This is a genomic window from Burkholderia pulmonis (genome assembly GCF_984667975.1).
Genome location: NZ_OZ480187.1, coordinates 379,445 through 393,855, shown reverse-complemented (window position 1 = coordinate 393,855; position 14,411 = coordinate 379,445). Strand labels below are relative to the sequence as shown.

Below are 14,411 nucleotides of genomic sequence, written 5' to 3'. Positions count from 1 at the left end.
ATCCAAACAGGGATTCCGCCAACATGACCGAACTCGACAAAACCGACCGCGCGATCCTCGCTGCGGTGCAGCGCGACGGCCGCCTGCCGATCGCGCGGCTCGCCGAATCCGTCGGCCTGTCCGAGACGCCGTGCGCGCGGCGCCTCAAACGCCTCGAAAACGACGGCTACATCGAGCGCTACCGCGCGCAGCTGTCGCGCCAGGCGCTCGGCTTCGGCGTCGTCGCATTCGTGCTCGTGCGGTTCGCGACGCACGACCGCAAGGTTGCCGACCGGTTCGAACGGGAAGTGCTCGGCATCGAGCGGATCCTCGCGTGCCACAACGTCGCAGGCACCGCCGACTACCTGCTGCAGGTGGTTGCGCGCGACCTCGACGACTACGGCACGTTCCTGCGCGACTCGCTGCGGATGCTGCCGGGCGTGACGTCGATCGAATCGGCGTTGTCGCTGCGTGAAGTGAAGCACGACGCGGGCTTGCCGGTGCCGTGATGTGCGCTGGGCCGGCAAGCCGCGCCGGCGTAACGCTTGTTCACCTTGTCGACCGTGCCGGCGTCACGCGACGTCGGGCGACTGGTGTGCGCGTTCGAGATCCTCGAGAAACGCCTCCACCAGCGGATTCCCGCGCCCGTTGCGCGCCACGACCATGTGGAACGTCACGTCGTAGCGCAACTGCTCCGGATTGAGCGGCGCGAGCAGCCCCTGCGCGACGTACGGCGCCGCGAAGTGCTGCGGCAGGTAGCCGAGATGGTGGCCGGACAGGATCAGCAGCGCGACGGCCTCCATGTTGTCGGCGGTCGCGGTCACGCGGTCCGGCGTGGTCGACAGCTGCGCCTCGGGCAGCGGATACGAACGCCACGCCCATTCGAAGCCCGCGACGTCGGCCGGCGTCAGCGTGCCGGCGCCGTCGAACAGCGGATGGCCGCGGCCGCAGTACGCGACCTGGCGCTCGATGAACAGCGGCGTGTAATGCAGCGACGGCACGCGATGCCAGAAGTAGCCGACCGCGATCTGGATCTCGTCGCTCAGCAGCTTCTCCTCGAGATCGCCCGGCGCGCGCACCGAAATCGAGAAGCGCACGGCTTCGTCGCGCGTGCGGAACGCGGCGATCGCCTCGGCGATCCGCGCGTTCTGGCTGACCGGCGTATGGCCGATCAGGCCGATGTTCAGCGTGCCGACCAGCTGGCGATCCATATGCCGCGCGGCCATCCCGAATTCGTCGAGCGCCGCGAGCAGCTTGCGGCTCATCGCATGAAACCGCTCGCCCTTCGGCGTGAGCCGGAAGCCGCTGCGGCCACGCTCGCAGAGCCGGTAGCCGAGCCGCGTCTCGAGCGACGACAGCTGCGCGCTGATCGTCGACTGGCCGACGTTCAGCATGGCCTGCGCGGCCGATACGCCACCCGCGTCCGTGACCGCGAGAAATACGCGGATCAACCGCAGATCGAGGGTCGACAGATTCCCCAGCACGCTCATCCCCCTCCATACATCGATGCAAATCGATGTTTACGTCGATATCTTCGCATTCTTCTTTCCCGGTGGAGCGCGTAAAACTGTGCGCCAGACCGCGTCGCATGATACGGCACCCCCACACCGGACGAGACATCCCCATGAACGAACCCACCCATTTCCAGCCGCTCGGCGGCAATGAAATGCCGCGCTGCGGCGGCATCGCGACGATGATGCGCCTGCCGCACGTGGCGAGCGCCGAAGGCCTCGACGCGTGCTTCGTCGGCGTGCCGTTCGATCTCGGCACGTCCAACCGCACCGGCGCACGCTTCGGCCCGCGCCAGATCCGCACCGAATCCGTGCTGCTGCGCCCGTACAACATGGCCACGCGCGCCGCCCCGTTCGATTCGCTGCAGATCGCCGACATCGGCGACGTCGCGATCAACCCGTACAACCTGCACGATTCGATCGCGCGCATCGAGGCCGCGTACGACGCGATCCTCGAGCACGACTGCAAGCCGGTCACGCTCGGCGGCGACCATACGATCGCACTGCCGATCCTCCGCGCGATCCACCGCAAGCACGGCAAGGTTGCATTGATCCACGTCGATGCACACGCTGACGTGAACGATACGATGATGGGCGAAAAGATCGCGCACGGCACGCCGTTCCGCCGCGCGGTCGAGGAAGGCCTGCTGCACGGCGACAAGGTCACGCAGATCGGCCTGCGCGGCACCGGCTACGCGGCCGAGGATTTCGACTGGTGCCGCGAGCAGGGCTTCCGCGTCGTCCAGGCCGAGGAATGCTGGAACAAGTCGCTGGCGCCGCTGATGGAAGAAGTGCGCGCCCGCGTCGGCGATACGCCCGTCTACATCAGCTTCGACATCGACGGCATCGATCCGGCCTACGCGCCGGGCACCGGCACGCCGGAGATCGCGGGCCTCACGGTGCCGCAGGCGCTCGAGATCATCCGCGGCGCGAAGGGGCTGAACATCGTCGGCTGCGATCTCGTCGAAGTCGCGCCGCCGTACGACCCGTTCGGCACCACGGCGCTGCTCGGCGCGAACCTCGCGTACGAGCTGCTGTGCGTGCTGCCGGGCGTCGCGTACCGCGACTGATCCCGACACCACCACTATTCCAAATCAGAGGATTCCAGAGGAGCACACATAAAGATGGGGACTTCCGTCAAGCAACCGAAGCGGGCGGCGCTCGCTTCGTTCGTCGGCACCACGATCGAGTGGTACGACTTCTATAGCTACGCGACCGCCGCCGCCATCGTGTTCGGGCCGCTGTTCTTTCCCGGCGAAAATCGCTTCATCAGCCTGCTCGCGTCGTTCGGTTCGTTCGCGGTCGGCTTCTTCGCACGGCCGCTCGGCGGCGTGATGTTCGGCTATCTCGGCGACCGCTTCGGCCGCAAGCGCTCGCTGCTCGCGACGCTGATGCTGATGGCCGTGTCGACGGTCGCGATCGGCCTGCTGCCGACCCATGCGCAAGCCGGCGTGATCGCCCCGGTCCTGCTCGTGCTGATGCGCGTGCTGCAAGGCATCGCGGTCGGCGGCGAATGGGGCGGCGCGGTGCTGCTCGCCGGCGAGCATGCGCCGGAAGGCAAGCGCACGTTCTTCGCGTCGTTCGCACAGCTCGGCAGCGCGAGCGGCCTGATCCTGTCGATGCTCGCGTTCGGCGCGATCAGCACGCTGTCGAAGGACGACATGATGAGCTGGGGCTGGCGCGTGCCGTTCCTCGCAAGTTCCGTCCTGCTGATCGTCGGCTTCGTGATCCGCGCGAGCGTATCGGAGTCGCCCGAGTTCGAGGAGGTCAAGAAGAGCGGCAACATCGCGCAAAAACCGCTGCAGGAAGCGCTCAAGTACTGGCCGCTGCTGCTGCTCGCGATCGGCGCGAACGTGTACGGCATCGCCGGCGTGTATTTCAGCAACATCTTCATGATCAGCTACGCGACGCAGTTCCTGTCGCTCGACCGGTCGATGGTGCTGCATTGCATGACGATCGTCGCCGTGCTGCAGTTCGTCGTGCAGCTCGCGGCCGCGTTCCTCGCGCAGCGCTTCGGCACCACGCGCGTGCTGCTGATCACCGGCGCATGGGCCGCGATCGTCCCGTTCCTGATGCTGCCGCTCGTGCACATGGGCACACCCGTGTCGATCACGGTCGGCGTCGGCCTCGCGACGCTCGCGGAATCGGGCTACTACTCGGTGGTCGCGGGCTTCGTCAGCGGCATCTTCGTCGCGCGGATCCGCTATACGGCCATCTCGATCGCATACCAGGTATGCGGCGCGCTCGCCGGCGGCCTCACGCCGCTCGTCGCGACCATCATCGCGCAGAACACCGCGCCGCAATGGTGGCCGCTCGCGCTCCAGTACACGAGTGCGGCGGTGCTGTCGTCGCTGTGCGTGTGGCTGATCTCGCGCCGCGTCAGCATCGACGATGCAGGCGCCCCCCGCAAGACGAACGAACCGGTGCCGCGCGGCGCGCGCACCGCATAACCCCCGGCACAACGGGCAGGCTTCGTCACGCCCCTGCCCCGTCATCGCCTGCGAAGGGCGGCGCATCGCGCCGCCCTTTTTTCATTGCCCGTCAGAAGTCCGAACGCACGGTGAGCATCACGTTGCGCTTGTCGCCGAACACGCTGTAGAACCGGCTCGGCGGACGGATGTAGTAGTCGCGGTTGAACACGTTGTTCAATTGCAGCGATGCTTCGACGTGCTTGTTGATGCGATAGCCGATCTGCGCGTTGAAGATCGCATACGCGCCCTGCTCGACGCCGCGTGTAATGCGTGTCTGCGCGAGCATGCCGCCGCCGACCGACACGCCGCGCAGCACACCACGCGAGAACGTGTACTTCGTCGACATCTTGAACAGGTGTTTCGGGTCCGTGCCGTCCGTGAGGTAGGCGTCGCTGCTGCTGTCGTAGCCCGCATCCAGGTACGTATAGCCCGCATAGACGTTCCAGTCCGGCGCCGGCTGGCCCGTCACCTCGAGTTCGACGCCCTGGTCGCGCACGTGGCCCTCCGCCACGGAGAAGTTCGGATGAAACGGATCGCCCACCGCGCGGTTGTTGTCGTTGATCCGGAACAGCGCGGCCGTCGCGTCGAGCCGGCCGTCGAGGAAGCTGCCCTTCACGCCCACTTCGTATTGCTCGCCGGTGCGCGGCGGCAGGCCGCCGCCGCCGAAGAAGGTCTCCGTCTGCGGCGTCACGAAGCGCGAGTAGTTCGCATACGCGCTCAGCCACGGCACGATGTCCCACACGAGGCCCGCCGACGGCAGGAAGCGGTGATCGATCTGCGCGCCGGTCGTCCAGTCCTGCACGGTCGGCAGCAGCGTCTGCGAGCGCGTCTGCACGAACACCTCGCGGCCGCCGAGCACGAGCGTCAGCGGTTTCGCGACGCGGATGCGCGCCTGCGCGTAGAAGCCGTACTGTACGGTGCGATCGTTCTCGCCGTAGGTGTACGGCACGTCGACCGCCGGCACCGCGTTCGGATCGAACAGGTTGAAGAGCCCCGCCGCGCCGCCATACGGGCCCTTGAGCCTGACATAGCCCGATTGGGCCGTCGTCGACATCACCGTGTAGTTCGCACCGAACGTCAGCGTGTGGGTCTGCCCGAACAAGCGAACCGGGCCCGATACGTTGGTGTCCGCGCCGAACCAGTCGATCGAGTTGCGCTGGCGCTGGTCGCCGTACTGCGCAAGGCCGTTGGGCAGCGAACCGGGGCCCGCATACGCGTAATAGCCCTTCAGCAGTTCGTGCCGGTAGAACAGCGTGGTCGACGACGTCCAGTCGTTCGCGAAGCGGTGCACGAGATTGCCGTTGACCTCCTGCACCGACGTGTACGAGTAATTCCAGCTCGGGCTGAAGTTCTGCGTATAGGCGCCCGGCACGCGCCCCGTGAGCGCCGTCATCGATGCGTTGACGACACCGGCCGCCCCGTAGTCGAGCCCCGAGACCGGCGATACCTGATAGGCGGCCGACAGCGACAGCGTCGTGCGCGGCGAGAAGTCGTAGTCGAGCGCGCCATAGGCCATCACGTTCTTGTCGCGGATCCGCTCGACGGATCCGAGGCCGTCGCTGCCGACCAGCACCGCGCGCCCGCGCAGCGAGCCGTCCTTGTTCAACGGCCCCGTCACGTCGATCATCTGGCGCACGCTGCCGAACGAGCCGACCTGCGTCTCGGTCGACAGGTGGAACCGGTCTTGCGGCCGTTTGCGCACGAGATTGACCGTGCCGCCCGGTTCGCCCGCGCCGTCGATCACGCCGGCCGGGCCGCGCTGCACCTCGATGCGGTCGTACATCGCGAGATCGAACTGCTGCTTGTATTGCAGCCCGCTCGCGATTGGCACACCGTCGAACTCGACGCCGAGCTGCGTGCCGCGCGCGCGGAAATACGCGGTGCCGTCGCCGTAGTCGACCGACGTCACGCCCGTCACGTAACGCAGCGCTTCCTGGATCGTCGTGAGGTTCTGGTCGTCCATCTGCTGACGCGTCATCACCGACACCGAGCGCGGAATGTCCTTGATGCGCTCCGGCGTCCTGCCCGCGATCGTCGCGCGCTTTGCCGCATACGAACCCGTGCCTTCGGTCGTCGCGTCGGGCGACGCGGTCGCGGTGACGCTCACGGCCGGCAGCACGCCGTCGTTCGCACCCGGCACGGCCTGCGCCCGCACGCATGGCGACGCCATGCCGAACATCGCCAGCGCCAGCGGCGTCAGGCACGGCGCACGCAGCCGCCATCCGGTCATCGACGCACGCGGCGCCCCCACGCGGTCCGTTGTTGTTTTCATTGCACTCATCCCACTGTTGAAAAGACGAACGACGTCCTCCCGCCGGCGGCGGGCACGACACATCAAATGCCTGGGGGACGTTCTTGTAGGCGGGTCCCGGCGGGCCCCGCCGACCTCGGTTGCACCGGTCGACGCGCCGGCGATCCGGCTACACGGCTCATCCGCTTCTCACGTGACGAATGGTCGGTCATGAGACAATGACAGGAATGAGAATCATTACTGAATTGTCAGGGTATCGGCCCTGAAGCCTTGCCAGGTAAGGAGCTTATCGGGTCGGCCAAAAGAAAGGCTGACAATCGATATCGATTTTTTGACAAGATGAGGTGAATTCGCGATAGGGCCGACGCCGGCCGGTTTCGCGACAACGACCGATGAAGACGTTCCTGCTCAAGCGTTATCCGATCGCGCGCGTACCGCTGCCGCACGAAATCGTCGCGTCCGTCACGCCCTTCCGCCATGGCGATCGCCTGACGTGGCACCAGCATCACCATGGTCAGCTCGCCTTTGCGGCACAGGGTGTCGTGCGCGTGCTGACGCCGTCGCGCACCTGGACGCTGCCGCAGTCGCGTGCGGTGTGGTTGCCGTCCGACATCGACCACGAGCTGCACGCGATCGGCGACGGCCAGCTGTGCAACGTCTATGTCGAACCCGACGCGTTTCCGTGGTCGTGGCGCGAGCCGGCCGTGATCGCGGTGTCGCCGTTGCTGCGCGAACTGGCCGTCACGCTGGCCGAGGACGGCGAGAAACATGCGCGCGGCAGCCGGGCGGCGCTGTCGGCGCCGCTGCTCCTTAAGGTGATGGCCGAGACGCCGGCGTTAGCCGAACCGGGCGTTCCGCTGCCGCGCGATCCACGCCTGCTCGGGATGTGCGAACACATGATGAACGATCCGGCGAGCGATCTCACGCTCGACTTCTGGGGGGCGCAGTTCGGGGCGAGCGGGCGAACGCTCGCCCGTCGCCTGCATGCGGAAACGGGGCTCACGTTCGTGGCATGGCGCCAGCAGATGCGCGTGGCGGAGGCGATCACGCGCCTGACGCTGGGCCAGACCGTCGCGCAGGTCTCGACGGAGCTCGGCTACAGCAGCGCAAGCGCGTTCATTGCAATGTTCCGGCAGGTCACCGGCGATGCGCCGCAGCGCTATCTGTCGCTGAAATGACCGTGCGGTGACGCGTAGTCGTCGACGATCGTCATGTCGGCTCTTTGAAGACGGCCCGGCGAACCGCGTCGCGCAGCACGCCGTCGGCGCGCTCCGTCCGGTCCTTCGCCGCGCCGAGATCGGGCGAATGACAATCCAGATCGACCAGTGCGGCATGCGCGTCGTCGCTCGCAATCCACGCACTCGCAATGGTGCGCAGCGCAGCTCGATCGGCCATCAGCAGCCGGCGCACGACCACCCGGCCGATCTCTTCATGCATCGCCCAGCAATCGTCGCTGTCGTCCTCGAGCGACTTCAACAGCCGTTCGAGCGCGTCGTCCGTCGCGTTGCTCACCTTGCCCTCCTCCTCAACGGGATGTCACGCCTACACCGTGAAACGCTCGGCCAGCTCGGCAACCTGCGCACGCGCTCGCGCGTCGCCCCGGCGTCGAGACTTCCGGGCACGTCCGCGATCAGGTTGCCGTCGATCGCGACGGCCGGCACGCAGCGTTCATGCGTCATTGCACCTCGTTGCGCAGCGTCTTCGCGGCGGCGACCATGTTCGTCAGCGCCGGAATCACTTCCGCCCACTGCCGCGTCTTCAGGCCGCAATCCGGGTTCACCCACAGGCGTTCCGCCGGAATCCGTTCGGCCGCCTTCTTCATCAGGCCGACGATGTGATCCTGCGTCGGGATGTTCGGCGAATGGATGTCGTACACGCCCGGCCCGATTTCGTTCGGATACTTGAAGTTGTCGAACGCGTCGAGCAGCTCCATGTCCGAGCGCGACGTCTCGATCGTGATCACGTCCGCATCCATGTCGGCGATCGACGCAATGATGTCGTTGAACTCCGAATAGCACATGTGCGTATGGATCTGCGTATCGTCCTGCACGCCGTTCGCGGTGATGCGGAACGACTCGACCGCCCACTTCAGGTACTCGCCCCACTGCGCGCGGCGCAGCGGCAGCCCTTCGCGCAGCGCCGCCTCGTCGATCTGGATCACGCGCACGCCGGCCTGCTCGAGGTCGAGCACTTCTTCACGGATCGCCAGCGCGAGCTGGTAGCACGACACCGAGCGCGGCTGGTCGTCGCGCACGAACGACCAGTTCAGGATCGTCACCGGGCCCGTCAGCATGCCCTTCATCGGCTTGTTCGTCAGCGACTGCGCATACGTGATCCACTCGACCGTCATCGCCTTCGGGCGGCTGATGTCGCCGAACAGGATCGGCGGCTTCACGCAGCGCGAACCGTACGACTGCACCCAGCCGAACCGGCTGAATGCGTAGCCGTCGAGCTGCTCGCCGAAGTATTCGACCATGTCGTTGCGCTCGGCTTCGCCGTGCACGAGTACGTCGAGTTCGAGCGATTCCTGTTCGCGCACGCTGCGCTCGATCTCGGCCTTCATCGCCGCGCGGTAGCCAGCCTCGTCCAGCACGCCGGCCTTGAACTGGCTGCGGGCCTGGCGGATTTCGGCGGTCTGCGGGAACGACCCGATCGTCGTCGTCGGGAAGGCCGGCAGGTTCAGTCGCGCCGACTGCTTCGACGCACGCTGCGTGTACGGGCTCACGCGGTTGCCGAGCTGGGTGTCGATACGTGCGATCGCGGCCTTCACCGCCGGGTTGTTCACGCGCGGCGAACGGCGGCGCGAGTCGATCGCGGCGGCGTTCGCGGCGAGCGCATCGGCGACCTTGTCGCGGCCTTCGTTCAGCGCGGTCGCAAGCACCTTCAGTTCGTCGAGCTTCTGCAGCGCGAATGCGAGCCACGAGCGGATTTCCGCATCGAGCTTCTCCTCGCTCGCGAGATCGACCGGCACGTGCAGCAGCGAGCACGACGGCGCGATCCACAGGCGCTCGCCCAGCTGCTTCGCGAGCGGCTCGAGCCAGTCGAGCGTCGCGCTCAGGTCCGTCTTCCAGATGTTGCGGCCGTTGATCGCGCCCACCGACAGCACGCGGTCGGCCGGCAGTTCGCGCACCAGCGCGTCGACTTCGTTACGGGCGTGGATCGCATCGACATGCAGGCCGTCGACCGGCAGCGAGGCCGCGAGCGTCAGGTTGTCCTGAAGCTGGCCGAAGTACGTGGCGAGCAGTACCTTGATGCGGCGCGTTTCCAGCGCTGCATACGCGGTGCGGAAGGCCTGGCGCCATTCGGCGTCGAGCTCCGTCACGAGGATCGGCTCGTCGATCTGCATCCATTCGATGCCCTGTGCGGTCAGCGTGTCGAGCAGTGCGCCGTACACCGGCAGCAGCTTCGGCAGCAGCGCGAGGCGATCGGAATCGTCCTTCGTCTTGCCGAGCCACAGGTACGTGACGGGACCAAGGATCACCGGCTTCGCGGCTACGCCCTGCGCCTGCGCTTCGGCCAGTTGCTGCAGCAGGCCCGACGGGTCGAGCGCGAAGTTCGTGTCCGCGTGGAATTCCGGGACGATGTAGTGATAGTTCGTGTCGAACCACTTCGTCATTTCACCGGCCGCGACACCGCCGCAGCATGCGGCGTGCGCTTCCGCCGACTGCGCCGAACGGCCGCGCGCGACGCGGAAATAGTTGTCGAGCGCATCGCCGTGGAAGTCCTGCACGCGCTTCGGCAGGTTGCCGAGCGTGAAGCTCATGTCGAGCACCTGGTCGTAGAACGCGAAGTCGCCGATCGGCGCGAGATCGAGATCACGCTGGTCGTTCCAGTGGCGCTGGCGCAGCTCGGCGCCGAGCGCCTTCAGTTCGTCGCGCGACGATTCGCCCTTCCAGTAGCGCTCGAGACCGAACTTGAGTTCGCGCTTTGCGCCGATGCGCGGAAAACCGAGGTTGTGTGTCGTCACCATGTGGCTGCCGTCCCGAGAGAAATTGGAGATCCGGCAACCATGATAGGGAGTTCAAACCATGAAATGAAATGGCATTATTTCATCCATGCATGAGAGTTGTTCATGCATCTATTGTGCGAGCGGGATCCATGCTGGAACGACTCCGTCTCGTCGTCATTCGTGAGGTCGAGCGCAAGGGTGCGCCGATCGCGGCCGCCAATGCGCTGCACCTCACGCAATCGGCACTCGGCCATACGTCCGGAAAATCGAGCAGCCGTTCGGCACGCCGATCCGGGACCGGGGAAGGCGGTGGCCTGCGGTTCATGCAGGGCGGGCAGCAGCGGCTGAAGCTGGAGAAACGGATGCGGGTCGTGCCGGTCAAGCGGGGAAGGAAAGAGATCGCGAAGCAGATCTCCCTCGGCATCCGCGACGCGGATGCATCGATCGACTATCTGGCCGCGGTCGTCGCGCTGGCGCGCGAAGCGATGTGGAGCGCGCCGCGCATGCTGCGCCGGGCGCGCCCCGTGGCGATGCGCGTCAGGCGGCGCGCATGCCGATGCGTTCGCCGCGCTCGACCCATGCGCCGAACAGCAGGCCGATCGTCGTCCACATGATCACCTGCATGCCGATCGCGGCGGCGCGGAACTTCCACAGCACGACGGCCGGGAACGCGGCCGGCACTTCGTTGATCGACGGCAGCCCGAGCTGCACGGCCGCGATGATCACGACGAACACGAGCCCCGCGACGATCGACGCATTCCATTGGCCGAGCTTCGCCAGCAGGTGGCGGCGCACGTTGACCGAGAACACCATCGTCGCGATCGAGATCGCGATCATCAGGAAGAACAGGCCCGTGCGATAGCCGATCGTGTCCGGGTCGCCCACCGACGGCGGATTGGCCGGGTACTTGATGTTCGGCACGATCACCAGCGCGATGAACGCCGCCAGCGCGAGCCAGGCCGCGAGCGGACGTGCCGGGAGGCGACTGCCTCGCCCGTACGCAAACGCGAAGACCAGCGAGAACAGCCCGCCGAATGCCGCGCCGTAGGTGACGACACCCGTCAGCAGCCCGAGGCCGGCCTGCGTGTGGCGGCTGACCAGTTCGGGCTCCGGTGCGTCGCCTTTGGCGGCATCGAGCTTTTCTTCGAAGGAGATTGCCTGATCGACTTGCGGTTCGCCGACGATTTTCGCGAAACCGAACGTGAGGAGACCTGCGGCGATGCCTGCGAGCATCCCGCGCATGAGCAGCTTTCCGACCATCTTGATCTCCGCGTCAGTGGCAGGGAAAGCCGAGCAGATGGCGGCCGTCGTGAACGAACTCGTGTACGTACATGCCCGGCACGAGCGACGTCGCGCCCTCTTCCGCGCCCACGAAATAAATCGCGAGCAGCAGGATCAGGCCGACGAAGATGGCCCACGGCAACAGTTCACGGACGGGAATGGGCGCCGGTACGACAGCCGGCTTCAGCACTGCTTCGCTCATGGATGCACCTCAGGGGAATCGCGCCCCGACAAATGTTGGATGGGTACGAAGGCAGGTCTGGCTTCCGGGATCATCGATTCCCCGGTTACAGTGGCGCGACCGCGCCGGAATTGCACCGGCTTCCGCGTTTCGTATCGGGCGAATTGTACGCGCGAACGTTCGCGTATTGAAGTGACCACACATGAACGATCGCGTCCCGCTCCGGATCACCCGACAACCGACATGACCCTGCACGCCACGCTGCGCCTGATCGCGCACGCATCGACCCGCGCGATGCGCAGCGGCACGTTTCCCGACGACGATCCGCTCGACACGCACGGGCTCGCCGAAGCCGCCGCGCTGCGCGCCCGATGGGCAGGCGCGCCCGGTTCGCTCGTGCTGTGCAGTCCTGCACGCTGTGCGCAGCAGACCGCCGATGCGCTCGGACTGCACGCCGGCATCGACGACGCGCTGCGCGACATCGATTACGGAACCTGGCGCGGCAAGCGGCTGCACGATCTCGCACGCGATCTGCCCGACGAACTGGCTGCGTGGATCGGCGATCCGACCGCGTCACCGCATCGCGGCGAATCGTTCGAGGCCGCCGCGCACCGCGTCGACGCATGGTTGGGTGCGCTGCCGCGCGGTCGCGACGTCGTTGCGATCACGCATGCGCCGATCGTCCGTGCGGTCATCGCGCACGTGCAGCGGATGGATCCCGGCGCTGCAATGCGTGTCGACGTCGCACCGCTGTCGTGCACGACGTTCGCCGCCTCGCCGGATGGCTGGACGTTGATCATGCCGGACGACGACCGGCGCGACACCGAAGCTTGAGCCGCCGTTGCGCTCACGATGTGAACGGGCGATACGCACCGGCGCTTCACATGCCGCCGGTCACCTTACATTGCTGTAAGACACACCGTTCGTCGTCCCGACTGTCATCAAACTGACTGCTGGCCGCAGCTAGGATCGGACGCGGTTCCCTCACGAGATGCCGTCATGAATCAACCTGCTTCGTCCACCCCGAACAATCCAGGCTCCATCGAACGCACCAAGCAGCTCGGCTATGCCGTCTTCCTGCTGGTGCTCGCGCTCGGCGCCGTCTATATCGCCACCCACCTGATCGACGATCTGTCGCCGGTCCGCGAAGGGGCGCTGTTTCCGTACCTGCTGCTCGGCGCGGCGTTGCTGATCGCGCTCGGCTTCGAATTCGTCAACGGCTTCCACGACACAGCGAATGCGGTCGCCACCGTGATCTATACGCACTCGCTGACGCCGAACGTCGCGGTGATCTGGTCGGGCATGTGGAACTTCCTCGGCGTGATGGTCTCGAGCGGCGCCGTCGCATTCGGCATCCTGCAATTGCTGCCGGTCGAGCTGATCCTGCAGGTCGGCAGCGGCTCGGGCTTCGCGATGGTCTTCGCGCTGCTGATCGCCGCGATCGTGTGGAACCTCGCGACCTGGTATTTCGGGTTGCCGTCGTCGAGCTCGCATACGCTGATCGGGTCGATCATCGGCGTGGGGCTGATGAACCAGCTGATGCACGGGGCATCCGGCACGAGCGGCGTCGACTGGGGCCAGGCGCTCGGCGTCGGCAAATCGCTGCTGTTCTCGCCGATCGTCGGCTTCCTGTGCGCGTCGCTGCTGCTGCTCGTGCTGAAGGCCGTCGTGCGGATTCCGGAGCTGTACAAGGAGCCGCCGAAGGATCAGCCGCCGCCGTTCTGGATTCGCTGCCTGCTGATCCTGACCTGCACGGGCGTGTCGTTCGCGCACGGTTCGAACGACGGGCAAAAAGGGATGGGCCTCATCATGCTGATCCTGATCGGCACGGTGCCGGCTGCGTACGCGCTGAACAAGGCCGTCACGCCGGCCGAATCGCAAACTTTCGTGGCGGTCGCAAACCAGGCAGCCGCGACGTTCGGGAAGTACACGAACGGCGTCGCACCGTCGGCAAACCCGCGCGCCGATGTCGAACACTACGTGCAGCGTCGTGAACTGACGCCCGCCGTGCTGCCGGCCGTGGCGCAACTGTCCACTTCGCTCGCGAACGCGGTCGGCGCGTCGGGCTCGATGGCGGCCGTGCCGCAGCGCGACGTCGACAACGTGCGCAACACGATGTATCTGGTGTCCGAAGCAATTCGCCTGATCGAGAAGTCGGGGCAACCCGCATTCGCCGCCGACGACAAGCTCGCGATCGACAACTATCGCAAGCAGCTCGACCATGCGACCAAGTTCATTCCCACGTGGGTGAAGGTCGCCGTCGCGATTGCGCTGGGCCTCGGCACGATGGTCGGCTGGAAGCGAATCGTCGTGACCGTCGGCGAAAAAATCGGCAAGCAGCATCTGACGTACGGACAGGGCGCATCGGCCGAACTCGTCGCGATGCTGACGATCGGTGCTGCGGACATGTACGGGCTGCCGGTGTCGACGACTCACGTGCTGTCGTCGGGTGTCGCGGGCACGATGGCGGCGAACGGGTCGGGCTTGCAATGGAGCACGGTACGCAGCCTCGTCCTCGCGTGGGTGCTGACGCTGCCGGCATCGATCGCGCTGGCGGCAGGGCTCTACTGGCTGTTCCGGACGCTGGCCTGATCGTGGACGCGCGGGTGGCCGGTGGAAGCCGGTCGCCTGCCGTGGCTGACCGGATCGTCGCCTCTCCTCCCGCTCGCCTCTCCGCCTCTCCGCCTCTCCGCCTCTCCGCCTCGGCACATCGCCACATTCAGTCTGTGGGTACTCCGTCTCCCTCGTTTCCCCATTCCCTCTTCCGAATTGAAGCGCAAGATCTGGA

Annotated in this window: 13 protein-coding genes and 1 riboswitch; of the genes, 7 read left to right on the top strand and 6 right to left on the bottom strand. The window is 66.4% G+C overall.

Annotated features, from left to right (window positions below):
* The first annotated feature begins 23 nt into the window (after nt 1–23).
* Complete coding sequence (locus AC5LXK_RS18610; RefSeq protein ID WP_050016315.1) at nt 24–488, top strand: Lrp/AsnC family transcriptional regulator; 465 nt, start codon at nt 24–26, stop codon at nt 486–488.
* Between the two features lie 63 nt (nt 489–551).
* On the opposite strand, the gene AC5LXK_RS18605 is transcribed toward AC5LXK_RS18610, so the two are convergent.
* Nucleotides 552–1,469 (bottom strand): LysR family transcriptional regulator, encoded by a 918-nt coding sequence (locus tag AC5LXK_RS18605; protein ID WP_493392944.1) that lies wholly within the window; start codon nt 1,467–1,469, stop codon nt 552–554.
* 134 nt (nt 1,470–1,603) lie between these two features.
* Here AC5LXK_RS18605 and speB point away from each other — a divergent pair, with 134 nt between their 5' ends.
* Both speB and AC5LXK_RS18595 read left to right on the top strand, forming a co-directional pair.
* Nucleotides 1,604–2,560: an agmatinase gene (speB, locus tag AC5LXK_RS18600; RefSeq protein ID WP_493392943.1), complete on the top strand. Its 957-nt coding sequence runs from the start codon at nt 1,604–1,606 to the stop codon at nt 2,558–2,560.
* A gap of 54 nt (nt 2,561–2,614) precedes the next feature.
* Nucleotides 2,615–3,940 (top strand): MFS transporter, encoded by a 1,326-nt coding sequence (locus AC5LXK_RS18595; protein WP_493392942.1) that lies wholly within the window; start codon nt 2,615–2,617, stop codon nt 3,938–3,940.
* A 91-nt stretch (nt 3,941–4,031) separates the two neighbouring features.
* Here AC5LXK_RS18595 and AC5LXK_RS18590 read toward each other — a convergent pair whose 3' ends face one another.
* Nucleotides 4,032–6,233, bottom strand: a complete 2,202-nt coding sequence (locus tag AC5LXK_RS18590; RefSeq protein WP_493392941.1) for a TonB-dependent siderophore receptor — start codon at nt 6,231–6,233, stop codon at nt 4,032–4,034.
* A 371-nt stretch (nt 6,234–6,604) separates the two neighbouring features.
* On the opposite strand from AC5LXK_RS18590, the gene AC5LXK_RS18585 reads away from it, so the two are divergent.
* Nucleotides 6,605–7,390: an AraC family transcriptional regulator gene (locus tag AC5LXK_RS18585; protein ID WP_493392940.1), complete on the top strand. Its 786-nt coding sequence runs from the start codon at nt 6,605–6,607 to the stop codon at nt 7,388–7,390.
* A 31-nt stretch (nt 7,391–7,421) separates the two neighbouring features.
* On the opposite strand, the gene AC5LXK_RS18580 is transcribed toward AC5LXK_RS18585, so the two are convergent.
* Both AC5LXK_RS18580 and metE read right to left on the bottom strand, forming a co-directional pair.
* A complete protein-coding gene (locus tag AC5LXK_RS18580) occupies nt 7,422–7,724 on the bottom strand; it encodes a hypothetical protein (protein ID WP_493392939.1) in 303 nt (100 codons plus the stop codon).
* A gap of 163 nt (nt 7,725–7,887) precedes the next feature.
* The gene (metE, locus tag AC5LXK_RS18575; protein WP_493392938.1) at nt 7,888–10,182 is read right to left on the bottom strand and encodes a 5-methyltetrahydropteroyltriglutamate--homocysteine S-methyltransferase; all 2,295 of its coding nucleotides are present in this window, start codon (nt 10,180–10,182) and stop codon (nt 7,888–7,890) included.
* A gap of 128 nt (nt 10,183–10,310) precedes the next feature.
* Between metE and AC5LXK_RS18570 the strand changes: the two genes are divergently transcribed.
* The gene (locus AC5LXK_RS18570) at nt 10,311–10,775 is read left to right on the top strand and encodes a hypothetical protein (protein ID WP_493392937.1); all 465 of its coding nucleotides are present in this window, start codon (nt 10,311–10,313) and stop codon (nt 10,773–10,775) included.
* Here AC5LXK_RS18570 and AC5LXK_RS18565 read toward each other — a convergent pair.
* Nucleotides 10,699–11,421: a CbtA family protein gene (locus tag AC5LXK_RS18565; RefSeq protein ID WP_493392936.1), complete on the bottom strand. Its 723-nt coding sequence runs from the start codon at nt 11,419–11,421 to the stop codon at nt 10,699–10,701. The two genes, AC5LXK_RS18570 and AC5LXK_RS18565, sit on opposite strands and share 77 nt — an antisense overlap.
* A 13-nt stretch (nt 11,422–11,434) precedes the next feature.
* Nucleotides 11,435–11,644, bottom strand: a complete 210-nt coding sequence (locus tag AC5LXK_RS18560; RefSeq protein ID WP_493392935.1) for a CbtB domain-containing protein — start codon at nt 11,642–11,644, stop codon at nt 11,435–11,437.
* 33 nt (nt 11,645–11,677) lie between these two features.
* Nucleotides 11,678–11,816: riboswitch (cobalamin riboswitch) on the bottom strand.
* 50 nt (nt 11,817–11,866) lie between these two features.
* Between AC5LXK_RS18560 and AC5LXK_RS18555 the strand changes: the two genes are divergently transcribed.
* Both AC5LXK_RS18555 and AC5LXK_RS18550 read left to right on the top strand, forming a co-directional pair.
* Nucleotides 11,867–12,457: a histidine phosphatase family protein gene (locus AC5LXK_RS18555; protein WP_493392934.1), complete on the top strand. Its 591-nt coding sequence runs from the start codon at nt 11,867–11,869 to the stop codon at nt 12,455–12,457.
* 165 nt (nt 12,458–12,622) lie between these two features.
* Nucleotides 12,623–14,215: an inorganic phosphate transporter gene (locus tag AC5LXK_RS18550; protein ID WP_493392933.1), complete on the top strand. Its 1,593-nt coding sequence runs from the start codon at nt 12,623–12,625 to the stop codon at nt 14,213–14,215.
* The last annotated feature ends 196 nt before the right edge of the window (nt 14,216–14,411 follow it).

Excerpts from the sequence above, each read along its gene's own strand:
- AC5LXK_RS18610 (WP_050016315.1), top strand. The coding sequence starts at position 24 with ATGACCGAACTCGACAAAACCGACCGCGCGATCCTCGCTGCGGTGCAG.
- AC5LXK_RS18605 (WP_493392944.1), bottom strand. The coding sequence starts at position 1,469 with ATGAGCGTGCTGGGGAATCTGTCGACCCTCGATCTGCGGTTGATCCGC.
- speB (WP_493392943.1), top strand. The coding sequence starts at position 1,604 with ATGAACGAACCCACCCATTTCCAGCCGCTCGGCGGCAATGAAATGCCG.
- AC5LXK_RS18595 (WP_493392942.1), top strand. The coding sequence starts at position 2,615 with ATGGGGACTTCCGTCAAGCAACCGAAGCGGGCGGCGCTCGCTTCGTTC.
- AC5LXK_RS18590 (WP_493392941.1), bottom strand. The coding sequence starts at position 6,233 with ATGAAAACAACAACGGACCGCGTGGGGGCGCCGCGTGCGTCGATGACC.
- AC5LXK_RS18585 (WP_493392940.1), top strand. The coding sequence starts at position 6,605 with ATGAAGACGTTCCTGCTCAAGCGTTATCCGATCGCGCGCGTACCGCTG.
- metE (WP_493392938.1), bottom strand. The coding sequence starts at position 10,182 with ATGGTGACGACACACAACCTCGGTTTTCCGCGCATCGGCGCAAAGCGC.
- AC5LXK_RS18570 (WP_493392937.1), top strand. The coding sequence starts at position 10,311 with ATGCTGGAACGACTCCGTCTCGTCGTCATTCGTGAGGTCGAGCGCAAG.
- AC5LXK_RS18565 (WP_493392936.1), bottom strand. The coding sequence starts at position 11,421 with ATGGTCGGAAAGCTGCTCATGCGCGGGATGCTCGCAGGCATCGCCGCA.
- AC5LXK_RS18560 (WP_493392935.1), bottom strand. The coding sequence starts at position 11,644 with ATGAGCGAAGCAGTGCTGAAGCCGGCTGTCGTACCGGCGCCCATTCCC.
- AC5LXK_RS18555 (WP_493392934.1), top strand. The coding sequence starts at position 11,867 with ATGACCCTGCACGCCACGCTGCGCCTGATCGCGCACGCATCGACCCGC.
- AC5LXK_RS18550 (WP_493392933.1), top strand. The coding sequence starts at position 12,623 with ATGAATCAACCTGCTTCGTCCACCCCGAACAATCCAGGCTCCATCGAA.